We start from the raw sequence: 23,313 nt of genomic DNA, 5'->3' as shown, positions 1-23,313 counted from the left end.
GCGACTCCGCACGGTCGATGATCTCCCTGCATCCCACAGACCTACCCCGGGATGCCGACGTCGGCACCCCGGTGCGAGAGTGCAGACGTGACCTCACCCGCCACCGTAACGCCCGGACCGGGTCCGGACCCGGCGGGGTTGCTGCGTCGGTGGGGCGCCGCCGGCGAACTGCCGCGTCAGACCGGCGCCGCGCCGAAGCAGCCGACTGCGGCGGCTCCGTACCCGGTCGCAGGGGCGGACCCGGCTCCGTACCCGGCTGCGGTCACCCACGTCGAGCGGTTGCCGGTGCGGCCCGGTGCCACCGCACCGTGGCCCGACTGGGTGCCCGCCGAACTGCGGGACGTGTTGACCGCGCGCGGGGTTCGGCAGCCCTGGCGGCACCAGGCGTACGCGGCCGAACTGGCCCATTCCGGCCGGCACGTCATCGTCGCCACCGGCACCGGCTCGGGCAAGTCGCTGGCGTATCTGCTGCCGGCGTTGGCGAGTCTGCTGGCCGATCCTCGGGCCACTGTGCTGTACCTGGCCCCGACGAAGGCTCTCGCCGCCGACCAGTTGCGCGCCGTCGCCGATCTGGGACTCGACGGGGTACGGCCAGCCTGCTACGACGGCGACACCCCGCAGCCGGAGCGGGCCTGGATCCGACAGCATGCCCGCTTTGTGCTGACAAATCCAGACATGCTGCATCGAGGCATCTTGCCCCGGCACGGAGCCTGGTCGAACTTCCTCCGCCGGCTGACCTACGTCATCGTCGACGAGTGCCACAGCTACCGGGGCGTGTTCGGCTCGCACGTGGCCCACGTACTGCGTCGACTGCGTCGCCAGACCGAGCGGTACCAGCGGGTCCGGCCCGGCGCCGGGTCCGGCGGCCGGCCCACCCTCGGGCCCGGAGCCCGACCCGGCACCGGGTCCGGCACGCCGGTGTTCATCCTGGCCTCGGCGACCTCGGGAGAGCCGGCGCGGGCGGGCAGCCAGCTGACCGGGCTGCCGGTGGAGCCGGTCACCGAGGACAGCGCGCCGCGCGGAGCGGTGACCTTCGCGTTGTGGGAGCCGCCACTGCTGCCCGGTGCCCGCGCCGACACCGACGACCTCACCCCGGTACGGCGGTCGGCGCTGCGCGAAAGCGCCGACCTGCTCGCCGACGCGGTCGCCGCCGGGGTACGCACGCTCGCGTTCGTCCGGTCCCGGCGCGGGGCGGAGGTGGTGGCCAGCAGCGCGCGCCGGGCGCTGGACGAGGTAGCACCCGGGCTCGGCAACCGGGTGGCGGCGTACCGGGCCGGTTTCCTGGCCGAGGAGCGACGGGCGTTGGAGCGCGCGCTCACCACCGGTGAACTGCTCGGGCTGGCCTCGACGAACGCACTCGAGCTCGGGGTGGACCTGGTCGGTCTGGACGCGGTGCTGATCTGCGGATATCCCGGCACCCGGGCGTCGCTGTGGCAGCAGGCGGGGCGGGCCGGACGCGCCGGACGCGAGGCGCTGGCGGTGCTGATCGCCCGGGACGACCCGCTCGACACCTACCTGGTGCACCACCCGGAGGCGGTCTTCGGCCGGCCGGTGGAGGCGACGGTGATCGACCCGACCAACCCGTACGTGCTCGGGCCGCAGCTGTGCTGCGCTGCCGCAGAGGGTGCGCTGACCTCGGCCGACGTCGAACTGTTCGGTGGCGCGTCGGTCAAGCAGACGCTGGACGACCTGGTCGCCGCCGGGCTGCTGCGGCGACGCCCCACCGGCTGGTACTGGACCGCCGCCGGCCGGCCCGAGGTCGACCTGCGTGGCGAGGGCGGCACCCCGGTCGACGTCGTGGAGACGTCGACCGGTCGACTGCTCGGCACAGTCGATCCCGGCTCGTCGCACTTCCTCATCCATCCAGGCGCGGTCTACCTGCACCAGGGCGTGTCGTACGTGGTCGACGACCTCGATCTGGACGGGGCGTGCGCGCTGGTGCACGCCGAGGAGCCGGACTGGTCCACCCACGCCCGGGAGGTCACCTCGCTGTCGGTGGCGGCGGTACGCGAGTACCGCGACGCCGGCCCGGTCGGACTGTTCGTCGGCGACGTCGACGTGACCAGCCAGGTCGTCTCCTACCAGCGGCGCCGGATCGGGTCGGGTGAGGTGCTGGACACCCGGCCACTGGACCTGCCGGCCCGACAGTTGCGCACCGTCGCCGTGTGGTTCACCGTTTCGCCGGCCGCGCTCGCCGCCGCCGGGGTCGAGCCGGCGGACGTGCCCGGCGCGCTGCACGCCGCCGAGCACGCGGCGATCGGCCTGCTGCCGTTGATCGCGACCTGCGACCGGTGGGACATCGGCGGACTCTCCACCGCCGCGCACGCCGACACCGAGGCGCCGACCGTGTTCGTCTACGACGGCCACCCCGGGGGAGCCGGGTTCGCCGAACGTGCCTACCAGGCGGCCCGGACCTGGCTGGGAGCCACCCGCGACCTGATCGCCGCGTGTGGCTGCGAGACCGGCTGCCCGTCCTGCGTGCAGTCGCCGAAGTGCGGCAACGGCAACAACCCGCTGGGCAAGGCCGACGCGGTCCGGGTGCTCGATGTGGTGCTGGCCAGCCTGCCGGAAAGTGCTGACTGATCCGGCACCGGACCATGTGCGATCTACTGGCATAAATTTCTCCTGATCTGGATAGATTAGACGTGGGAGCGCTTCCAGAACGCCACCGGAGGAGAACGCCGTGGCCGACACCGTGGCCGACACCGTCGAACTGCTCTACTCGATCGACCCGCAGAACCTCACCGTCGACCAGCAGATCGCCCTGGCCCAGGCGTACGCGGCCCTGGCCCAGGCGGAACGCCTCGAACTGATCCAGCAGCGGCTCTACAACATCCACCAGGTGATATCCCGCTGGGCCATGCACGCCTCCACCGCCGACGGCCCGACCCGCTGACCAGGGGTCGGCCCGCGCGTCGGCGCCCTCCCACGGGTCGGCCCGCAGCGGACCGGCCCGGGCGGTCGCACTCACCGGCCGACCGACGCCGGTGGCCGGAAGTGGCGTCACCTCGACGGTGACCACGACCTCCATCCCGTGGACCGTGCACGCACGCAACCGCCCGCCGTTGCGTTCGGCCACATCGGCCGCCCGCTCGCAGACCACGCCCTGGCCGGCGAACACCCGGGCGACACCGGCGAGGGCGGCCAGGTCGGCGGCCACCGAGGCCTGCTGCCGGGCGAGCCGGACCGCACCGATCAGCGCACCGGCCATCCCGGCGGCGACCAGCGTCAACCCGACAGCGAGCAGCCACAGGCTGGCGCTGCCGCGCTGCCCGGCGTCGGCCCCGGGCCCGCGCAACCGGCGGCGGCATCGTCGGCCGGTCACCGGTGACGCTCCGGCGGCGATCCCGCGCCGTCACCGCCATCGACGGCACCGCCGGTAACGGAACCGCTGCTGCCGGCGTTTCCAGTCGCGCCGGCAGCGGTCCCGGTGACGCCGGGCTCGACCGCGGCGGTCACGGACGCGGTGACCGACGCCGGCCCGAGCCGGGCGCCCAACGCCCGCAGCGGTGCCCGGACCGTGACGGTGACCAGGTCACCGTCGACGACCACGGAGACCTCCGCTCCCGGCGGCCCGGCCAGGGCTGCCGCGTCACGGTCGCCCCGGGCGGTGGCCAGCGCGACCGACCGTGCCATGTCGAGACACTCGGACTTGGTGACCACGGCGCTGACGGCGGACAGCCCGACCGCCAGCAGCAGGACCAGCGCCGGCAGACCGGCGGCCAACTCGGCGGTGAACGAGCCCCGGTCACCGCCGGCCTGCCGGCGCGGCCTCACCCGAGCGCCCGATCGATGACCGAGGCGAGGGCGGCCTGCACACCCTCGCTGGTCAACACCTTGAGCAGGATCCCGGCGAAGGCGACGGCGGCCAGGGTGCCGACGGCGTACTCGGCGGTGTTCATCCCCGCGTCGTCGCGCAACCGGCCGACCAGGTGGCCGCGCCACCGGCCGACCGCCCGCCGTCCGGACACCGTCGTCGCTGTCGTCGGCACCGCCGCGTCGGGCGGAACCTTCGTCGACCGCATGATGACTCCTTTCCTCAGAGGACGTCGCCGAGGACGGCGACGATCACCGGCACCAGACCGGCGAGAATGAAGGCGGGCAGGAAACACAGCCCGAGGGGAAGCACGATCAGCACCCCGGCGCGCCGGGCCGCCGCCTCGGCCGCTGCCGAACGACCGGCCCGCAGATCGTCGGCGAGCCTGGTCGCGGCACCGGCGAGGGCTGCGCCGCTGGCCGCAGAGCGGATCGCGGCGGCGGCCAGGCGCTCGCCGCCCGGCACCGCGTCGAGATGCCGCCACGCCTCGGCCGGCTCGGCACCGAGCCGCAGCGCCCGAGCCACGCGGCTCAGCCGGGAACCGAGCGGCCCGGCCAGCGCGTCGGCCACCGCGACCATCGCCTGATCCACCGGCGCTCCGGCGCGCAGCGCCGCCGCCAGCAGATCGGCGGCCAGCGGCAGGTCGGCTGCCGCGCGCAGCCGTCGACGGCGTACCGACGGTGGCTCGATCCGGCGCAGTGACCGGTCGACACCGACAGCAGTCGCGACGGCCAGCGGCACGGAGAGCCAGCTGCCGCCGATCACCAGCACCGCCACACCGGAAAGCGCCGCGACCGGCCGGACGAGCCGCGACAGGTCGGACTCCGCTGGCGGATCGCCGCCGAGCCGGGCGAGCCGGCGGCGGGCGGCGAGTGCCGTGACCGGGCGGACCGCCGGCGGCAGCGTCATGCGGACGCCGGCCATCAGCTGGTCGCCTCCGGTGCCCGGTTCAGCCGCTCGGTCCAGACCAGCCCGGCGACCTGCAGGGCCACGGCGGCGAGCGCGCAGGCCGCGCCGATCGGAGTCCGCAACAGCACCGCCACCGGGTCCACCCCGATGCTGTAGCCGAGAGCCAGACCGCCGGCGGGCAGCCCGGCCAGCAGCCAGGCCGTCATCTGCGCACCGGCGGCCTGCGCGGCGGCCGCCTCCCGCGACCGGTCGAACGCTCGGGCGTCGGCTTCGATGCGTTCGATCAGGTCGGCCAGCGGCGCACCGGTGCGCTCCGCAAGCCGTACGGCGGCGGTCGACAAGCCGGCAAGCCGGGTGGCGGCGGTGCCCGCCGTCGGACCCGGCAACGTCGTCGGCTGCGGCAGCGTCATCGGCCCTGCCGGCAGGCCGGCCCGCAGGTCGGCGGCGTGCGCGGCCAGCGCGTCCAACTGCCGTACCCGCCGGTCCCGCCGGGCCTGCGCGGCGGCCCGGTTCGCCGCCGTACGCAGGCCGAGCCCCAGGTACGCGGCGGTGATCGCCGCCGCCACCGGCCCGCCCAGCCAGCCGGCGGCGAGCCCGCCGGTGCCGGCGACGGCCACCAGCGCACGGCGCGGATGCCGGCGCGCGGCGTTGCCGAGCCACCGTGCCCGGGACCACAGCGCCTGGGACGACAGCCGGACGCTGAACGGAACGGTGGCTGGTGGTGGCGAGTCCGGATCGCCATACACGCGCACCGGGGTCGGTCCGGTCACCGCCAGCAGCCGACGGCGGCGACCCCACGGGCGGCGCAGCCGACGCGGCCAACGCCGGTGCGACGTACCGGGTCGCCGGCTCACCGTGGCCCCCGGCTGTCGAGCACCGCCGGCACCGGTACGCCGCGTTCGATGAGCAACCTGGCCAGGGCCGGGCCGGCCGGCTGCGGGCCGGCCCCGCGCCGCCAAGCGGGGGTGACCGTGATCAGCCGCTCCGGCCCGTGCGGGGTGAGCAGACAGATCGCGTCGACGAATCGCCGCCCGGCGAACCGGCGCAGCTGGACGACCACCTGGATGGCGGCGGCGATCTGCGCGTGCAACGCGGCGCGGGGCAGCCCACCGAGCAGCCCCAACGCCTCCAGCCGGGCCGGCACGTCGCTGGCCGCGTTCGCGTGCAGGGTGCCCGCGCCGCCGTCGTGGCCGGTGTTGAGCGCGGCCAGCAGGTCGACGACCTCAGCGCCCCGGCATTCGCCGACGACCAGCCGGTCCGGCCGCATCCGCAACGCCTGCCGGACCAACGCACCGAGCCCGACCGACCCGACCCCCTCGACGTTGGCTGTCCGTGCCTGCAACGTCACCACATGCGGATGCTCCGGCCGCAACTCGGCCGCGTCCTCCACCATCACGATCCGCTCGTCGGCCGGCACCAGCCCGAGCAACGTGTTCAACAAGGTCGTCTTGCCCGACCCCGTGCCGCCCGTGATCAGGTACGCCAGCCGCCCCGCCACCACCGCCCGCAGCAGCTCCGCCACTGGGCCGTCGACCATGCCGTTGCCCACCAGCTCGGCCAACTGGAACGGACGCTGCCGGAACGTCCGCAACGACAGGTACGGCCCCGTCGCCGCCACCGGCGGCAACACCGCGTGCAACCGGGTACCGTCCGGCAACCGGGCATCGACGTACGGGCATCCGTCATCGAGCCGACGCCCGCAGGCCGCCGCCAGCCGCTGCGCCAACCGACGCACCTCGTCCACGGAACCGACGCCCACGGCCGCCCGCTCCAACCCGGCACCCCGGTCCACCCACACCTGGGTGCCGTTCACCAAAACGTCGGTCACCCGAGCGTCGGCCAGCAACGGCGACAGCGGCCCCGCCCCGGCCAACTCACCGTGTACCCGGTCGGCCAGCCGCAACAACCCGGCGTCACCTCGCAACGCCGCCCCCGGCTCGGCCCGCACCGCACCGACCACCGAGGCCGGCGTCACCGACGTGCCGTCCGCGATGAACCGCTCCCGCACCCGGGCCGCCACCACCGCCTCGTCGACACCCGCACCACCGGGCCACCCGGCCGGCGCGACGGAACCGCCCGTACGGGCCGACCCGGCCGTCATGACGCCACCACCGCACGATCGACCAGGCCCGCGACGTCACGCCGAGGTCTTGCCTCGGCGGTGACGAGCGGCGGGCAGGTGCGGGGAATCGCGACGGGGTACAGCGGCGGCATCTGAGCCCTCCTACGGCTCGGGGAGCGATGCCGAAACTGTGGACGCTGACGCGGCGTTCGCGCCTGGACGATCAGGCAGGCTGTGGACAACCGACCTGCCTGTGGATAACTTCTCCCGGCCGGAGGTGATCTGCTACGGCGGCCGCGTAGGCAATGAACCGGCAGGGTCAGATCGAGCGGCGTGGCCAGCGCTTGCGGGGGCGCGGCTCCTCCTCACGGTGCTGGCGCTTGTGCTCGTGCACCCGGTCCTCCCACGCCTGCTGGTCGTCGTCGGCGGGATCAAACGGGTACCAGCGGTGCGAACCGTCCTCGAAGTGCATGTCCTCGTCACCGGGCCGGATGACCGACATCAGCGCCACCACCCCATGAATCGCCAGTACAGGTAGCCGCTGCGGTTGTCGGCCAGGTCGATCATCGCGTCGAGCAGGCACGTCGCCATGTAGACCGACAGCGACACCGTCGCCCCCGCGTACTCCGCGAGCAGTTCCTGACGGCGGGTGTGACAGGGCCACGGATCCGCGCATCCCGCGCAGGTCCACGCCGGCTGGATCGGGGTGTGGAAGCTCACGCGCCCTCCTCTGGCCAGTGACCCCGGTTGATCGGTATCCGGTGCCGAGCCCGGCAGGGCAGCGCCGCCCCGCACCGGCAGACCTGCTGCCACTTGCGCCAGGACCACACCGGCCGGTGTCGCCTGGCCAGCGTCCTTGCGACTGCGACGACGTACGCCTCGTAGCTGACCACAGGCTGCCTCCTCGCTACAGAACGAGAGCATCGGTGCCGCGTCGAGCGCACCGCGTTGTTCGCCGTACCGGTGATGCGGTCGGCGTCCACATGTGCCCTATCACCATGGCAGGGGTCAGTGGAATCCGCAGTATGCGGATCGCATCAGAGAGTTGATCAATCTGTGCTGGGCATGGGCTTGATCGGCAATCGGGTGGAGTGCAGGATGCGTCTGTGGCATCACGACAAAGCCCGACAGTCAAACGACGACGGCTGGCTATGACGCTCCGACGTCTGCGGGAGCAGGCAGGTCTCTCGTCGACCGAGGCTGCCCGGCAGGTCGATCATGACGGGAGTTGGCTGTCCCGCATCGAAACCGCCGAGGTCCGGCCGCATCCGAACGACGTGCGGGCGCTTCTTGGGCTCTACGGCGTCGCCGGTGAGCAGGCTGAGGCTGTTATCGCTGTCGCCCGACAAGCCCGGCAGCGCGGCTGGTGGCAGCGCTACAGCGAGGTGCTACCTGAGTGGTTCGTGACCTACGTCGGCATGGAGTCCGAAGCGTCGGTCATCCGGTCCTACCAGTGCCAGATGGTTCCAGGCATTCTGCAGACCGAGGAGTACGCACGGGCGGCGTTCCGGGGCGCGCCGATCCCGATGCGCGACAGTGAGCTCGAACAACAGGTCGCGCTGCGGATGGACCGGCAGTCCATCCTGGGCACAGACGACCAGCCGATTCTGCGGATGATCCTCGACGAGGCAGCGGTACGGCGGATGGTCGGCGGGCCGCGTGTGCTTCGGGCGCAGCTCGACCGCTTGATCACGGAGTGTGACCGGACCCGAGTGCAGATTCAGATCCTGCCGTTCGGGGCCGGCGCTGGTTTCGACGGCAGCTTCGTCATCCTTGACTTCCCGCCGATACCCGAGCCCTTTCCTGAATCGGCCGAGGATCGGCTGGTCTACGTCGGCACCCTCACCGGCGCGCTCTACCTGGAGCAACCGGCCGAGGTTGCCGCTTACTTGGCCGCGTTTGAGCAGCTCGCCGCCGAGGCTCTGCCGCCAACGGCCTCCCGCGATACCTTGGTTAGGATCGCCAGCGATCTGGCGACCTAGCAGAAGGAGCATGACGTGGACTCGGTGTGGCGCAAGAGCACCCGGTCTGGTTCCTCCGGTGACTGTGTAGAAGCTCGGCGCAGCGACCATGCCGCCCAGGTCCGCGACAGCAAGGACCAGGCCGGACCGGTGCTGTCGTTCACCGCCGATACCTGGACCGGCTTCGTCCAGGGGATCAAGCTCGGCCAGTTCGACCACCACTGACCCCGATTGGCGTCTGCCCTGATCCCACAACCAGGACCAGGGCAGACGCTGGCGTCAGGACGGCTGTTTAGGCTGCGATGAACTCGACAGCACCGCCGCTGACCTTGATATTGAAATCCATGCCTGTGCCCTTCGACAGCTTGACCAGGGTCGCGATCGACGGAGGCTGATCGCCCGACTCAAGGCGCGCGATCACCGACTGAGTCATCCCGACCTCGCGGGCAAGACCCGCCTGGGTGAGGCCATGTTCCTGGCGGTAGCGCAAGATTCGCAGCGCGACGTCGTTGGCGAACGCGGTGCGGTCCCACTCCGAGCAAAACTCTGGGTCGTGGCGCTGCTCGTCGTGGACTTGGGCCGAGGTCTTCAGATCGGACAGGTTCATCACTCGTCGCCCTTCACTTCGTCGATGCGCTTCTCTGCTGTGGCGATTGCCTTCCGGAAGGCTCGTGGGTTGACGCTGGCCTCGGGGGCGATGGCTCCGAGGACGTAGGCGTTGCCGACCTGGCGATAAAGGGCTCGCCAGCGACTACGGCCGGCTCGTGGGCGTAGCTCCCGGAGGCTGGTAGCTGTCTTGATGTCGCTCGAGTGCGGGTACCCCAGGTTTGGCCCGGATTGCTACCAATTTGTCTACTGCATGGCCGATCGCTACCCGCTCGACAGCGGGCAACTCGCGCAACTCAGCTTCCGCCCCGGGGTGGTAGTAGACCGGCCACGATACTTGAGAAGTATAGCAGAATTGCGATAATGACGGGTGCCTGGAGGCCGAACGTCGGTCACCCGCGCCGGAACCAACCAAACCCGCCGTCACGACGCTGCCGCCGCGCGATCGACCAGGCCGGCGACGACCCGCTGACACAACTCGGCCAACGGACCCCGGCCCGAGGAACCCGGAGCGTCACCGCGCTCCAGCCCTCGGCTGACTCGTGGCTCAGGTTGCAGCACCCCGGTCACCGGCAGCCCCAGGGTCCGCCCGATCTCCCGGGCCCGCAGCCGGCCCGGGGCCGGCCCGCGCACGACCAGCGACAGGTCGGTGCAGTGCGGTTGGATGTCGGTGATCACCCGGGCGGTCGCCGCCGTGGCCCGCAACTCGGCCGGGACCAGCACCAGCACCCGGTCGGTGGCGTGCATCGCGGCGATCGCTGCTTCGTCGGGCCGGCGGGGCAGGTCGACGACGACCACGTCCCGCTCCCGCCGGGCCGCGTCGAGGGCGGCGGTCATCGTGGCGGCGGGCAGCGGTAGCGGTTCGCCCCGGTCCCAGGAGAGCAGCCCGAGGTCGCCCCGGCAGGGCAGCGCGCCGGCCAGCGCCGACGGGTCGATCCGGCCGTCGCTGTCGGCGAGCGCCGGCCAGCGTAGGCCGTCGATCTGCTCCCAGCCGAGGACCAGATCGAGGCCGCCGCCGAGCGGGTCGGCGTCGACCAGCAGGCTGCGCAGCCCGAGCCGGGCGGCGGTGACCGACAGGGCACCGGCCAGCACGCTGGCGCCGGCCCCGCCCCGGCCGCCGATCACCCCGATGACAGCTGCGGCCGGCTTGTCGGTGCCGCCGTTGTCGGTGAGGCGGTCGACCAGCCACGGCTCCGCCGCCGGCAGGATCGCGACATGCTCGGCACCGAGCAGCTCGGCGACCTGCCAGGGCTGGTCCTGGTCGGCCCGGCCGACCAGGACCAGCCGGGGTCGGCGGGGCATCCTGGCCCGCAGGTAGGCGTCCGCCTGGTCGGCACCGACCAGGACGAACGGGGCGGCGGCCTGCCGGGACCGGGCGGCGACCGGGTCGGCAGCCAGGTCGACGTCGGTGCCGGCGAGCGCCGCGAGGCGCAGCAGGTCGTCGAGCAGTCGTTCGTCGGCGGTGACGACCAGTGGCAGCCGGCGGGGTGCGGCGATACTGGTGCGCGGCGGCATCCGGACCTCCTGCGGTCGGTGAGGGGATGCCGCAACTGTGGGTGCCGCCCCGGTGCCCGCGCTCCCTCGACGGGGCTGCCTGTGGACAACGGGACCGCCTGTGGACAACGTCAGCGCCGGTCAACTGATCTGGTAAGTGAGGAGGACCGGGTGGCGGGACAGCGCTGGAAGCTGGAACGCGCCCTGGAATAGCGACGACCCCCGCCGGGGGGAGACGGGGGTCGCCTGGGGTTCGGCTCCGGGGGGGTCGAGCCGAACCCGCTCAGCGGTCACGGGGGGTGCAACCGCCGAGTGTCTTCCGGATGAAGCCTGGGACGGAAAGATAACTGTGTCATGACAAGCATGCCTGAGCAGACCGCCACCCGTCGAGTGGCGTTTTCACCGGGAGTCGCACCGCTGCCGGCACGGGACGCAGGTTGGGCCACTCAGCTTCCTGATCGTCGGATCAGATCCCGGGGGATCCCCGTCGCCGACCGGCGACGACGCACCGGCCGTCGCCGACGTCCCGCTCCGGCTAGACTGCACCGTCGTGGGCCGCAGCGCCGCTTTTTTTGATCTCGACAAGACTGTCATCGCCAAGTCCAGCGCCTTGGCGTTCGGCCGGCCGTTCTACCGCGACGGGCTGATCACCAGGCGGGACGTGGTCAAGTCGGCGTACGCCCAGCTGATGTTCCGGCTCGGCGGCTCCGACGAGCAGACCATGGCCCGCACCCGCGACTACCTGGCCGCGCTGTGCAAGGGCTGGCAGGTGGAGCAGGTCCGCCAGATCGTCGCGGAGACGTTGCACGAGCTGATCAACCCGTACGTCTACGCAGAGGCGGCGGCGCTGATCGAGGAGCACCAGAACGCCGGTCGGGACGTGGTGCTGGTCTCCGCGTCGGGCGAGGAGATGGTACGCCCGATCGGCGAACTACTCGGCGTCACCGACGTGATCGCCACCCGGATGGCCGTGGAGAACGGCCGGTACAGCGGAGAAATCGAGTTCTACGCGGCTGGGGCCGCCAAGGTTACCGGCGTCACCGAGCTCGCTGAGCAGCGCGGGTACGACCTTGCCGAGTGCTACGCCTACTCCGACTCGGTCACCGACGTACCCATGCTCGAATGCGTCGGGCACCCGACGGTGGTCAACCCGGACCGCCAGCTCCGCAAGCTCGCCACCGAGCAGGGCTGGCCGGTCCTCGCCTTCCGCCACCCGATCCCGCTCGGCCGCAGGTTGCGGGAGCGGCCGGCGGTCCCGGTGGCGGCCGCCGCGTTGAGCGTCGGGGTCGGGGTCGCGATCGGCATCGCCTGGTACGGCCGGCACCGCCGGACAAAGACAGCCTCGGCCTGACCGCGCAGCTGCCAAGCAAGATCAGGTGAGCGTGATGGACCTCTCAAGCGACCGGTGAGGTCCATGACGCTCACCTGATCTTGGTCTAGGATGCACGACCGACCCGACAGGCTCGCACCAGCGCCCCGGCCAGTAGCGGCTCAGGCGTTGGCGAGCACCTCGTCTGCGACCCGGGCCAGCTCCTGGGCACCCAGCTCGACCGCGGTCAGATAGTGCCGTAGCCAGGAACGGACACCGTCCGGCGTACCCGTCGCGAAGGCGCCCGCTGAACCCACGTACTCGGGTTGCCGCTCGTGGTGGCCGACCTCGACGGCGAGCAGGCCGCGCGGGTCCGTGCCAGCCGCGACCAGGGTGAGCCGTGCGGCGGCCCGGGCCACCACGCCGCCCGGCCCGGCGAACGGCCGCAACGCGAGCAACTCGGCGTGCACCACGGCGGCCAGCAGTAGCGCCGGCACCGAGGTGCCGCCGCCGACCAGCGCGGAAACCCCGTCCAGCCGTAGCGCCACGTCCGGCCCCGGCGCCACATCCGGCCCCGGCGCCACGCCCGACTGCGGCGTCACGTCAGGCCGGGCGACCGGACGACCCAGCTGGTCGGCCGGCACCAGCCCGCGCGCGGCGAGCACGTGCAACCGGGCCAGCACCTGACGGGGGGTACGGGGCCAGCGGTCGGCCAGCGTGGGAACCGCCTCGGCCACCCGCAGCGCCCCCTGCACCACCGGATCGGTCACCGTCCCGGCGCGTACGTCGGCGACCGGATGGTCGTGCCCGTCCAACGCGGCACTGGCCACCGCCGAGCGGAGGCTGATCTCGGCCGCCACCGCCCCGCCGTGCCGGCGCAGCGCCCGGTGCCGCAACGCGGCGTCGACCTGCTCGCGGGCGCGGTCCAGCGCGGGTGCCACGTCGGCGAGGTCGAGCAGCGGGGCCAGGGGGTCGGTCTCGGTCATCAGCGACACGGTACAAGCTTGGCCAGCTGAACCGCCCGCCGCGCCGGTGTGGCCGCTCGGCGCGCGATGGGCACCCAGGTATCCGCCAAGTCTCGTGCCGGCGGGACGGCGACACTAACCTCGGAGCAAGTCAAGCGACGTGTGAGGAGCCCCACGCATGAGCGAAACGCTGGAGAATCTACTTCAGGAGAATCGCCGGTTCGAGCCGCCCGCCGAGCTGGCCGGGGCGGCCAACGTCACTGCGGCCGCGTACGACGAGGCAGCCGCCGACCGGCTCGGCTTCTGGGCGGACCAGGCCCGCCGGCTGCACTGGGCCAAGGAGTGGGACCAGGTGTTGGACTGGTCGAACCCGCCGTTCGCCAAGTGGTTCGTCGGCGGTCAGCTCAACGTCGCGTACAACTGTCTGGACCGGCACGTCGCCGCCGGGGCCGGCGACCGGGTCGCCATCCACTGGGAGGGTGAGCCGGGCGACACCCGCACCATCACCTACGCCGACCTGCACCGGATGACCTGCCAGGCGGCGAACGCGCTGACCGACCTCGGTGTGACGGCGGGTGACCGGGTGGCGATCTACCTGCCGATGATCCCGGAGGCCGCGGTCGCGATGCTGGCCTGCGCCCGGATCGGCGCGACGCACAACGTCGTGTTCGGCGGCTTCTCGGTCGACGCGCTCTCCGGCCGGGTACAGGACGCCAGCGCCAAGGTGATCATCACCGCCGACGGCGGCTACCGGCGCGGCAAGCCCTCGGCCCTGAAGCCGACCGTCGACGAGGCGGTGGCCCAGTGCCCGTCGGTGGAGCGTGTCCTGGTGGTCCGGCGGACCGGCGAGGAGGTCACCTGGACCGACAAGGATCACTGGTGGCATGAGACGGTGGAGAAAGCGAGCACCGAACACGAGGCGCAGCCGTTCGACGCCGAGCAGCCGCTGTTCATCCTCTACACCAGCGGCACCACGGCCAAGCCCAAGGGCATCCTGCACACCACCGGCGGCTACCTCACCCAGGCGTCGTACACCCATCACGCGGTCTTCGACCTCAAGCCGGAGGCCGACGTCTACTGGTGCACCGCCGACATCGGCTGGGTCACCGGGCACTCGTACATCGTGTACGGTCCGCTGTCCAACGGCGCAACCCAGCTGATGTACGAGGGCACCCCGGACACCCCGAACAAGGGCCGGTTCTGGGAGCTCGTACAGAAGTACAAGGTGAGCATCCTCTACACCGCGCCGACGCTGATCCGCACCATGATGAAGTGGGGTGAGGACATCCCGGCCGGGTACGACCTCAGTTCGCTGCGGCTGCTCGGCAGCGTCGGTGAGCCGATCAACCCGGAGGCCTGGATGTGGTACCGGGAACACATCGGCGGGGGCCGGTGTCCTATCGTGGACACCTGGTGGCAGACCGAGACGGGCTCGATCATGATCTCGCCGTTGCCCGGGGTGACCGCCACCAAGCCGGGCAGCGCGATGACCCCGCTGCCCGGGATCAGCGCCGACGTGGTCGACGACCAGGCCGAGTCGGTGCCCGACGGCGGCGGCGGTTACCTGGTGCTACGCGAGCCGTGGCCGTCGATGCTGCGCACCATCTGGGGCGACGACCAGCGGTTCATCGACACCTACTGGTCCCGGTTCGACAAGATGTACTTCGCCGGTGACGGGGCCAAGAAGGACGCCGACGGGCACGTCTGGCTGCTCGGTCGGGTGGACGACGTGATGCTGGTTTCCGGGCACAACATCTCCACCACCGAGGTGGAGTCGGCGCTGGTGTCGCACCCGTCGGTGGCGGAGGCCGCCGTGGTCGGCGCCACCGACCCGACCACCGGTCAGGCCATCGTCGCGTTCACCATCCCGCGCGGCAGCGCGGACATCGCGGGCGAGGCCGGCGAGGCGCTGATCCAGGAGCTGCGCAACCATGTGGCGCGTACGCTCGGGCCGATCGCCAAGCCCCGCCAGATCATGCTGGTGCCGGAGCTGCCGAAGACCCGCTCCGGCAAGATCATGCGCCGGTTGCTGCGGGACGTGGCCGAGAACCGGTCGCTCGGCGACGTGACCACGCTGCAGGACTCCACCGTGATGGAGCTGATCTCCTCCGGCATGCAGGGTGGCAAGTCCGACGACGGCTGACGTCCGCCGCCAATGGTGGTGGTGGTGCGGCCCGGCGGACCACCGGTGGTGGTGCGGCCCGGCGTACCGCCGACGTGAACAGCTCGTGGCCGGTCCGGTCGCTTCGGCGGCCGGGCCGGCCACTTTTCACGGCGTGATCGTTGTGACATATCAGGGCGATCCAGCCGGGAGCGTGAAACAAATCGACGCATTGACCTTCACAGAGGTTCCCTCGGGTGACTAGGTTCACGGTGGCCCCAACGACGGGGGCCACATCGTCCGGAGATCGTGCCGCCCTCACCCAAGTGGCGGCGTCGATTCCCCCGAACCGGAGGTAACCAGGTGCGCAAAGTCATGGTGGGGATGCTCACCGTGTCGCTCGCCTCGGGCATGGGCTTTGCTCTACCCGCGACGGCGATGGCCGCACCATCGGTGGACACACCGGTGGCGGCTCCTTCCCGGGCCGAAACCCCGAGCCTCGACGACCTACCCAACCCGCTCGGCGAGAAGCGTCGTGAGCTGCGCGAACGAGCAGTGAGCGAAGTGGTCAGTGGCCGGCTCACCCCGGAACGGCGCGGTGCGAGCACCGTCGCGAAGGTCGGTGAGACGTCGGGCACCGGCGTCGCCGGCCGGGCCGCCCGTGGCGGCGCCGGGTCCGGCAAGGACCAGTACGTCGAGTTGGAGCGGGAGACCACCGACCGGATCTTCGTGATCCTGGCGGAGTTCGGCAACGAACGGCACCCGGCCTACCCCGACGTGGACAGCAACCCGGACTGGGACGGCCCGGCCCGGTTCGACGGACCGCTGCACAACGAAATCCCCGAGCCGGACCGGACGGTCGACAACACCACCATCTGGCAGGCCGACTACTCCCCCGAGCACTACCGGGACCTCTACTTCGGCGCCGGTGAAGGCGTCGAGTCGGTCAGGACCTACTACGAGACCCAGTCCTCCGGGCGGTACAGCGTCGAGGGCACCGTCACCGACTGGGTCAAGGTCCGCTACAACGAGGCCCGGTACGGCCGGGACCTCTGCGGTGGCAACGTCTGCAGCAACGTCTGGCAGCTGCTGCGCGATGCCGCCAACCAGTGGGTTGCCGACCAGCAGGCGCTCGGCCGCACCGACGAGGAGATCGCCGCCGAGCTGCGTGAGTTCGACAAGTGGGACCGGTACGACTTCGACGGTGACGGCGACTTCAACGAGGCCGACGGCTACATCGACCACTTCCAGATCGTGCACGCCGGTGGCGACCAGGCCGACCGTGACCCGTGGCAGGGTGAGGACGCGATCTGGAGCCACCGCTGGTACGCCTTCGCCACCGACATCGGGCTGACCGGCCCGGCGCAGAACCCCGCCGGTGGCACCCAGATCGGCGACAGCGGGCTGTGGATCGGCGACTACACCATCCAGCCGGAGAACGGCGGACTGAGCGTCTTCGTCCACGAGTACGGCCACGATCTGGGCCTGCCGGACGATTACGACACCTCCGGCGGCGGTGACAACAACAACGAGCACTGGACGCTGATGGCGCAGAGCCGCCTCGGTGCCGCCACTGACGGCGGGATCGGTGAGCGCCCCGGTGACCTCGGTGCCTGGAACAAGCTGCAGCTCGGCTGGTTGGACTACGAGGTGGTGGTGGCCGGGCAGAAACGCACCCTGCACCTGGGTCCACAGGAGTACAACACCAAGCGGGCCCAGGCGGTCATCGTCGTGCTGCCGAAGAAGGAGGTCACCACCGAGCTCGGCGAGCCGTACGCCGGTGAGATGCAGTACTTCTCCGGCAACGAGGACGACATGAGCAACACGATGACCCGTGAGTTCGACCTCGCCGGTGCCTCGACCGCCGCACTGTCGATGAAGGCGCGTTACGACATCGAGGACGACTACGACTACCTGTACTTCCAGGCGTCGGCCGACGGTGGGGCGAGCTGGACCTCCCTCGAAGGCACCGTCAACGGTGTCCCGTACGGCACCGACGGCAGCGGCACCCCGGCGATCGACAGCTCGACCGGTGGCCAGTGGGTCGACATCAACGTGCCGCTGGACGCGTACGCCGGGGACGCCGTACTGGTCCGGCTGCTCTACCGCACCGACGGCGCGGTGGCGTACGGCGGCTTCTTCGGCGACGAGATGACCGTGACCGCCGACGGCGCACCGATCTTCACCGACGGTGCCGAGGGTGCCGGTGGCTGGGACCTCGACGGTTGGACCACCGTCGGGGCCAGCGTGACCGCCGACTACGACAACTACTACATCGCCGGGCACCGCTCGTACGTCTCGTACGACCGCTACCTGGAGACCGGCCCGTACTACTTCGGGTACGCCGACACCAAGCCCGACATGGTGGACCACTACCCGTACCAGGAGGGTCTGCTCATCTCCTACTGGGACACCTCCCAGGTCGACAACAACACCAACGTGCACCCGGGTGAGGGGCGCAACCTGTACATTGACTCGCGGCCGCGGCCGATGTACAACCTGACCGGCGCGCCGTGGCGGGCCCGGGTCCAGGTGTACGACGCGCCGTTCAGCCTCGAGAAGGCCGACGGGTTCACCCTGCACATCAACGGCGAACCGCACTGGGTACGCGGCCAGGCGGCGCAGCCGCTGTTCAACGACACCCGGAAGTACTTCTACGAGGAACTGCCCAACCACGGGGTGAAGCTGCCCGCGGTCGGCGTGAAGATCCGGGTGGTGTCGGTGGACGGCACCACGATGAAGATCCGGGTCTCCTGACCCGGCGGTGACGCGGTCCCGGCCGGCCGGTGGAACTCCGGCCGGCCGGGCAGCGTCCAACCGGCATGGCAGTACCGAAGCTGATCCGACAGTCAGCCCTCCGGGCCGTCGCCGCCATGCTGACCGGCGTGGCGCTGATCGCCGTCGCCGGTTGCGGTGGCGATCCCACGTCAGGAGCACCGATGCCGGCGACCCCGGACGCCTCGCAGAGCGGAACCGACGGGCCGGATGCCCCGCAGACCGGATCCAACGAACCGGCGACACCGATCCCGTCCGAGACTCCGGGCCTGTCCCGGACCGAACCGCCGACACTGCCCCGACCCGGGACACCCCCGAAAACCCCGTCCGACCTGATCACCGGCGACTGGCTGGTCGGCACGGTGACCCGGGGTGGCACCGGACCCTGCTACGGGCTGGTCACCGACGACGGGACCGAACACGCGCTGTACGGCGACGACGGCACCACACTCACCCAGCACACCCGGATCCGGGTGAAGATGGCTCCGCTGCGGATCCGGATCTACTGCGGGCCGGGCCAGCACTGGCAGCTGATCCGGGCGGAGGTCATCCGGTGACGCCGTCGGCCAGCTCCAGCCAGTGGTAGTCGTGCTGGCACGGCGGGCCGGCGGCCAGCCCCAGCCGGCGGGCGTCCAGATCGATCAGCACCGAGTAGACCGTCTCCGCCTGGTCCGCCGGTGCGTCCCGCTCGTCGAGATGCCGACAGATCGCCAGCGGCAAGCCCAGATGATCATGGAACACGTCGGCCAGGTCGGCGAGGGTCAACGGCGCACCGGCCGCCCGTTCGGCCAGTAGCCGGCGGGCCCGCGCCGCCCGGAACATCGACGAGCCGCCGAGGTTCTTCGCCGTGTCCCGCACCGGCAGGGCCGTCTCCAGGTGGTTCGCGTGGGTGAGCACCCCGTCCACCGGGTGGGTCCACCCGACGTCGCCGGGGACCACCTCCAAGTCGAGCAGTTCCCCACCGGCCGGGCCGGCCTGGCCGAGCAGCAGGTTGATCGACGCGTTTCGGGGGGTACGGAAGGCCACCCGGGTCGCCTGGCCGAGGCTGCCGGCTTCCAGCACCGCGCGTAGCAGCACGTGGTACGGCACCCCGGGCGATCGGCCCGGCGCCAGCCCGTCCCGGTCGCTGCCGAGCATGTTGATGCAGACTCCCAGCCCTGCCGAGTTCAGCCCGGCCTTGGCGAGCATGCCCGCCTCGGTGAGGGTGAGCACGGTCAGCCCTCGCTCGTCCGTGGTCCGCAGCAGCACCATCGTGTCCCGCTGGTCGGGATGCCAGTCCCAGTTCTGCCCGAGCAGCAGATGGCCGTCGGCGGTCCGCGAGCCGAGTACCCCGGCTGCCGTACAGCCGCCGGCCGAACCGTCCGGACCGACGTCACGGCCGGAGCCGGAGCCCAGGTCGGGATCGGTGGGTTCGGTATCGGTGGGGTCGCTTGGCGGCGGGTCGGCCGCCGTCCGCCCGGTGCCGTACAGCAGTTCGGTACGGGCGTTCAGCGCGTAGACCTCGTCGACGTGCACCCCTGCTCCGCCGGCCACCGCGTCGAGCGCCTCGACGATCCTCGGGTGGGCCGCCCGGCTCGCGTTGCGGAAGGTGCCGCCGGCGATCCGTACCGCCGACCTGCTCAACCCGGCCTCGTCGCGGAACCGCCGCAGGTAGTGCTCGATGTTGCGGGCGATCACCGACGCCGCCGCCGCACCGTAGCCGGCGCCGTACTCGGCCGGCGGCCCGGCGACGTTGATCAACGGGACGGGTGGCGGTGGGGCGTTGCCCGGATCGGGTCCGGCAGCATCGTCGGCCATCCGGCAACGGTATCGCCGCCCGGTCGGGTCCCGCCGCCAGCAGCGGAAGTCAGCCACCCCCGGTGGACACCCGGAGCCGACGCCGGTGATCACCCTGAATCAACCTCTATTGTTTGCCCAGGCCGGATACGGTGGTGCGGGGCCGGCCTACGCTGTCGCCATGGGAGAACGTGGCAGGACAGCGGGCCCGGTCGACGAGTCCTGTGTGCTCATCAAGGGCCCCTGGGAGCACCGGTACGTCGGCGCCAACGGCAGCCGGTTCCACGTGGTCGAGGCCGGCACCGGCCCGCTGGTCCTGTTCCTGCACGGCTTTCCCGAGTTCTGGTGGGCCTGGCACGAGATGCTGCCGGCGGTGGCCGACGCCGGTTACCGTGCCGTGGCGGTCGACATGCGGGGATTCGGGGCGAGTGACAAGCCGCCGCGCGGGTATGACGGATACACCCTGGCCGCCGACGTCACCGGCATGATCAGGGCGCTCGGTGAGCGCTCGGCGGTCATCGTCGGCGCCGGCTTCGGCGGCATGATCGGGTGGACCGCCGCCGCGTTCCACCCGAGGATGGTGCGCCGGCTGGTCGTGATCGGGGCCGCTCACCCGCTGCGGCTCCGCTCGGCGATCTTCACCGACCCGCGTGGGCAGGCCGCCGCCTCCACCCCGTCGCTACGCTTCCAGCTGCCCCGCTACGAGCACGTGCTGACCCGCGACGACGCGGCGATGGTCGGAGGGTTCCTCCGCCAGTGGGGTGGGCCGGTGTGGACCGGCGGAGCCCGGTTCGCCGAGTACGAACAGCTGTGCCGGACCGCGATGCGGATCCCGCAGGCGTCGTTCTGCGCGTTGGAGGGGTACCGCTGGGCGTTCCGGTCGCTGCTGCGGCTGCACGGCTACCGCTTCGTCAAGCTGTTGCAGGAGCCGCTGGTGACACCGACGTTGCAACTGCACGGGGCGTTGGACCCGGCGGTGCTGCCCCGGACGGCGCAGGGCTCCGGGCGGTACGTGATCGCCCCGTACGAGTGGCGGCTGCTGGACGAGGTTGGGCACTTTCCGCACGTCGAGTCGCCGGAGGTGGTGCTCGGCGAGGTGCTGCGCTGGGCCAAGAGCTGACCCGCGACCCGGCCGGTCAGACCCGGTGCTCGCGCAGCTCGGTCACCTCGTTGGCTGCCGCCCAGCCCTGGTAGACACCGAAGTCGAACTCCTCCAGCCCGAGCGACTGGGCGACCGGGGCGCGACCGCCGGTGTACTCGACCCGCAGCCAGCCGTCGTGCTTGGCGAGCACGACGAACGGCTGGCCGTGCCAGGTGCAGGTGGTACGCACGTACGCCAAGTCGTCGACCTCGGACATCGGCACCACCCGGACGTATCGGCCGGAGCGGATCGCGGTGAAGCCGTCGCCCTCGGTCGGCTGGTAGATCCGCACCTCGTCGCCGGCCGGGCTGGCGTCGTACTCCTGCCCCTGCCAGCGGGCGACGTAGCCGTCGCGCATCATTCCTCCTTGACCCGCTGCCAGGCGGTCTCGTCGGCGTCCAGCAGGGCGACGAGCGTCCCGGTGCCGTCCGCGCCGAGCCGCCACAGCTGCGAACCGTGCGGCAGCCGGATCCCGTCGACCTTGAACTCGGCCACGACGTCGCTGCTCTCCCCGGGGGCGAAGCCGTTGCCGCGGAAGGGCGGACGCTCGATCACCCAGCCTTCCATCGCCCGCATGGCGTTCTCGTTCTGCCCGCCGTAGGGAATCCGGTAGAGGCTCGGCCGGTAGGCCGGCCACCGCAACACGAAGATCTCGTCAGCGTCCGGAGCGAAGGGTGACCCGGCGTAGCCGAGCCCGAGTGCCGCGTACAGCTTGGCTGGGGTGTCCAGGTGGGCGACCTCGGCGGCGCGGTGCACGAACCCCGACACCCGGTCGTAGCCACGGTCCAGGTAGTAGCCGACCTGGCTGGCGGCGACGGTCTTCTGCATCGTCGTCGGCTGCCCCGGGACGTCCGGCCCGCTGGACACGGCCGGCTTCGGCGCGGCCGACGCGCCGGGTTGGGGTTCGGCCGGCTGTTCGACGTCGGCTTCCTCGTCTCCCAGCCCGACCTCAGCCGCCCAGCTGGCCAGGCCGACGATCTCGGTGCCGGGCAGCTTCGCGCCGACCGGGGTGCCGGGGTTGATGACGAACGACCACTGCGGGTCCGGCCAGCGGCGGATCAGCTGGACGAACTTCACTTCGACGGTATCGACCGGGGTGTCGAAGTGATCGGCGATCCGCTCCGGCGAGGTGAACACCACGACGAACGTGTCGTCGGTGGCGGTCTCGGTCCGCCAGGTGAAGCCCTCGTCGCCGGGTCTGGACCCGGCCGCGGCCGATTCGGAGACGGGCAGCAGCACCTTGGCGAGCAGCAGGGTGGACAGGAACGAGTTGCTGCCGCCGCCGCCCGCCGCCGCGACCAGGTCCCGCTCCACGTCGTTGGCCGGCTCGAAGGCCGGACCGGACGGTGGCTCGACCGCCGGACCGGACGGTGGCTCGACCGCCGGCTCGACCGCCGGACCGGGCGCCGCACCGGGCGCCGGCTCGACCGCCGCACCGGGCTGTTCCACCGCTGGTGGCGGGTCTTCGGTGGGCGGCGTGGGAGTCGGCACCCGGCGAGGCAGACCGCCGGCCGACAGCCCGGCGGTCGCGCCGGCCGGGGATCGGGTCGAACCGTACGGTGGCGGCGAGCTGGGCGACACCGGACGGGCGGTCGGCGGCGCCGGGTCGGCGGCCGCGTTGTCCGGGTGCGGCCACTGACCTTCCGGCGCCGGAGCGGTCGGCGCCGGAGCGGTCGGTACCGGCGGTGGGCTGGCAGCGGCGGTAGCTTCGGCGGCGTACTGGGTGGGATGCCGGCCGTGGTCCGGCAGTAGAGCGGGCCCGCCGTCGACCGGCCCGGCACCGCCGGGGTAGCCGGCCAGTCCGGGGACGGTGGCGGTCGCACGGGCCCGGGCGGCGGCATCGGCGCGGCCCTCGGACTGGCCGCCGCGGTTTGGCAGTCGCGCGTCTCCGCGGGCCAGCTGGGCGACGAACCAGGCCGGCAGCCAGCCTTCGATCGGCAGACCCGGGTTGACCGCCAGCCACCACTCCAGGTTGGGCCAGGTGGCGGCCAGCTCGGCGAACGTCACCCGACGGGCGGAACTGCCGTTGTCACCAAGGCATGCGTGCAGGGTGACCGGAGAGGTGAACGCGAGAACGTGGGTCCGCCCGTTCGTCGTCCAGGTGCCCCAGCCCATCGGGGCCTGACCGGCCAGGGCCTGCGCTGAAACAGGGAGCAGCAACTCGGTGCCGGCCAGCAGCTGGAAGTAGAGCTCCTGGTCCTGACAGAGCAGGGCGTCGCGCATCGCGGCCTCGATCTCGGTGGCCGGTTGCCAATCGGTCACGGCCGACCCCCCTTTCCACCGGACAGGCCACACGCGTCCGGTACAACCTACAAGGTGGTGCCACGATCACAACGGCCGGCGGACGCCTTGCAGTTCAACTAACGTGAGAAAACACTTCGCGTAGTCGAGAGGACA

Annotated in this window: 22 protein-coding genes and 1 pseudogene; 9 read left to right on the top strand and 14 right to left on the bottom strand. The window is 71.8% G+C overall.

All coding sequences use genetic code 11. The features are described 5' to 3' along the window. Positions 1-87 precede the first annotated feature (87 nt). Together O7543_RS22240 and O7543_RS22235 are read left to right on the top strand one after the other, a co-directional pair. A complete protein-coding gene (locus tag O7543_RS22240; protein WP_348650035.1) occupies positions 88-2,583 on the top strand; it encodes a DEAD/DEAH box helicase in 2,496 nt (831 codons plus the stop codon). Positions 2,584-2,683: 100 nt separating this feature from the next. Next, a complete protein-coding gene (locus O7543_RS22235; RefSeq protein WP_281552068.1) occupies positions 2,684-2,896 on the top strand; it encodes a hypothetical protein in 213 nt (70 codons plus the stop codon). A gap of 108 nt (positions 2,897-3,004) precedes the next feature. On the opposite strand, the pseudogene O7543_RS22230 reads toward O7543_RS22235, so the two are convergent. The 8 genes and pseudogenes from O7543_RS22230 to O7543_RS22195 form a co-directional block, all read right to left on the bottom strand. After that, a pseudogene (locus tag O7543_RS22230) lies at positions 3,005-3,211 on the bottom strand (Rv3654c family TadE-like protein); the annotation flags it as partial. A gap of 110 nt (positions 3,212-3,321) precedes the next feature. Further along, positions 3,322-3,777, bottom strand: a complete 456-nt coding sequence (locus O7543_RS22225) for a TadE family type IV pilus minor pilin (RefSeq protein ID WP_281552069.1) — start codon at positions 3,775-3,777, stop codon at positions 3,322-3,324. Next, entirely contained in the window at positions 3,774-3,902 is a 129-nt protein-coding gene (locus O7543_RS22220; RefSeq protein ID WP_233606454.1) for a DUF4244 domain-containing protein, read from the bottom strand. Before O7543_RS22220 ends, O7543_RS22225 begins: the two co-directional genes overlap by 4 nt. Before the next feature lie 137 nt (positions 3,903-4,039). Then, positions 4,040-4,741, bottom strand: a complete 702-nt coding sequence (locus O7543_RS22215) for a type II secretion system F family protein (protein ID WP_281552070.1) — start codon at positions 4,739-4,741, stop codon at positions 4,040-4,042. Beyond that, complete coding sequence (locus tag O7543_RS22210) at positions 4,741-5,580, bottom strand: hypothetical protein (RefSeq protein ID WP_281552071.1); 840 nt, start codon at positions 5,578-5,580, stop codon at positions 4,741-4,743. Before O7543_RS22210 ends, O7543_RS22215 begins: the two co-directional genes overlap by 1 nt. Beyond that, positions 5,577-6,827, bottom strand: coding sequence for a TadA family conjugal transfer-associated ATPase (locus O7543_RS22205; RefSeq protein WP_281552072.1), 1,251 nt, complete (start codon positions 6,825-6,827; stop codon positions 5,577-5,579). The genes O7543_RS22210 and O7543_RS22205 overlap by 4 nt, the downstream gene beginning before the upstream one ends. Positions 6,828-7,107: 280 nt before the next feature. Further along, positions 7,108-7,290: a hypothetical protein gene (locus O7543_RS22200; RefSeq protein ID WP_281552073.1), complete on the bottom strand. Its 183-nt coding sequence runs from the start codon at positions 7,288-7,290 to the stop codon at positions 7,108-7,110. Then, positions 7,290-7,508, bottom strand: a complete 219-nt coding sequence (locus O7543_RS22195) for a hypothetical protein (RefSeq protein ID WP_281552074.1) — start codon at positions 7,506-7,508, stop codon at positions 7,290-7,292. Before O7543_RS22195 ends, O7543_RS22200 begins: the two co-directional genes overlap by 1 nt. Positions 7,509-7,894: 386 nt before the next feature. Between O7543_RS22195 and O7543_RS22190 the strand changes: the two genes are divergently transcribed. Together O7543_RS22190 and O7543_RS22185 are read left to right on the top strand one after the other, a co-directional pair. Beyond that, positions 7,895-8,770 carry a helix-turn-helix transcriptional regulator gene (locus O7543_RS22190; RefSeq protein ID WP_281552075.1) on the top strand — a complete coding sequence of 292 codons (876 nt, stop codon included), beginning with the start codon at positions 7,895-7,897 and terminating at the stop codon, positions 8,768-8,770. Positions 8,771-8,794: 24 nt separating this feature from the next. Then, entirely contained in the window at positions 8,795-8,974 is a 180-nt protein-coding gene (locus O7543_RS22185) for a DUF397 domain-containing protein (protein WP_281555745.1), read from the top strand. 67 nt (positions 8,975-9,041) lie between these two features. On the opposite strand, the gene O7543_RS22180 is transcribed toward O7543_RS22185, so the two are convergent. Continuing rightward, on the bottom strand, positions 9,042-9,356 hold the full coding sequence (locus O7543_RS22180) for a helix-turn-helix transcriptional regulator (protein WP_281552076.1): 315 nt from the start codon (positions 9,354-9,356) through the stop codon (positions 9,042-9,044). Between the two features lie 422 nt (positions 9,357-9,778). Beyond that, entirely contained in the window at positions 9,779-10,870 is a 1,092-nt protein-coding gene (ssd, locus tag O7543_RS22175; protein WP_281552077.1) for a septum site-determining protein Ssd, read from the bottom strand. Positions 10,871-11,399: 529 nt separating this feature from the next. On the opposite strand from ssd, the gene O7543_RS22170 reads away from it, so the two are divergent. Continuing rightward, the gene (locus O7543_RS22170) at positions 11,400-12,200 is read left to right on the top strand and encodes an HAD-IB family hydrolase (RefSeq protein WP_123604345.1); all 801 of its coding nucleotides are present in this window, start codon (positions 11,400-11,402) and stop codon (positions 12,198-12,200) included. A gap of 140 nt (positions 12,201-12,340) precedes the next feature. Here the strand turns inward: O7543_RS22170 and O7543_RS22165 are convergent, their stop codons facing one another. Then, positions 12,341-13,144, bottom strand: a complete 804-nt coding sequence (locus tag O7543_RS22165) for an oxidoreductase (protein WP_281567200.1) — start codon at positions 13,142-13,144, stop codon at positions 12,341-12,343. 157 nt (positions 13,145-13,301) lie between these two features. Here O7543_RS22165 and acs point away from each other — a divergent pair, with 157 nt between their 5' ends. The 3 genes from acs (at position 13,302) to O7543_RS22150 (ending at position 18,556) form a co-directional block, all read left to right on the top strand. After that, positions 13,302-15,266, top strand: a complete 1,965-nt coding sequence (gene acs / locus O7543_RS22160; protein ID WP_281552079.1) for an acetate--CoA ligase — start codon at positions 13,302-13,304, stop codon at positions 15,264-15,266. Between the two features lie 336 nt (positions 15,267-15,602). After that, the gene (locus tag O7543_RS22155; RefSeq protein ID WP_281555746.1) at positions 15,603-17,981 is read left to right on the top strand and encodes an immune inhibitor A domain-containing protein; all 2,379 of its coding nucleotides are present in this window, start codon (positions 15,603-15,605) and stop codon (positions 17,979-17,981) included. A 65-nt stretch (positions 17,982-18,046) separates the two neighbouring features. Further along, positions 18,047-18,556 carry a hypothetical protein gene (locus tag O7543_RS22150; RefSeq protein WP_281552080.1) on the top strand — a complete coding sequence of 170 codons (510 nt, stop codon included), beginning with the start codon at positions 18,047-18,049 and terminating at the stop codon, positions 18,554-18,556. On the opposite strand, the gene O7543_RS22145 is transcribed toward O7543_RS22150, so the two are convergent. Further along, positions 18,546-19,796 carry a C45 family peptidase gene (locus tag O7543_RS22145; protein WP_281552081.1) on the bottom strand — a complete coding sequence of 417 codons (1,251 nt, stop codon included), beginning with the start codon at positions 19,794-19,796 and terminating at the stop codon, positions 18,546-18,548. The genes O7543_RS22150 and O7543_RS22145 overlap by 11 nt on opposite strands. 160 nt (positions 19,797-19,956) lie before the next feature. Between O7543_RS22145 and O7543_RS22140 the strand changes: the two genes are divergently transcribed. Beyond that, positions 19,957-20,895, top strand: a complete 939-nt coding sequence (locus O7543_RS22140; RefSeq protein ID WP_281552082.1) for an alpha/beta hydrolase — start codon at positions 19,957-19,959, stop codon at positions 20,893-20,895. A gap of 16 nt (positions 20,896-20,911) precedes the next feature. Here the strand turns inward: O7543_RS22140 and O7543_RS22135 are convergent, their stop codons facing one another. Together O7543_RS22135 and O7543_RS22130 are read right to left on the bottom strand one after the other, a co-directional pair. Further along, on the bottom strand, positions 20,912-21,277 hold the full coding sequence (locus tag O7543_RS22135; RefSeq protein WP_281552083.1) for a hypothetical protein: 366 nt from the start codon (positions 21,275-21,277) through the stop codon (positions 20,912-20,914). Beyond that, positions 21,274-23,178, bottom strand: a complete 1,905-nt coding sequence (locus O7543_RS22130; RefSeq protein ID WP_281567199.1) for an SseB family protein — start codon at positions 23,176-23,178, stop codon at positions 21,274-21,276. Before O7543_RS22130 ends, O7543_RS22135 begins: the two co-directional genes overlap by 4 nt. Positions 23,179-23,313: the final 135 nt, after the last annotated feature.

Source organism: Solwaraspora sp. WMMA2080 (assembly GCF_027497395.1).
GTDB lineage: Bacteria > Actinomycetota > Actinomycetes > Mycobacteriales > Micromonosporaceae > Micromonospora_E.
This window is presented reverse-complemented; position numbering and strand designations above follow the sequence as displayed.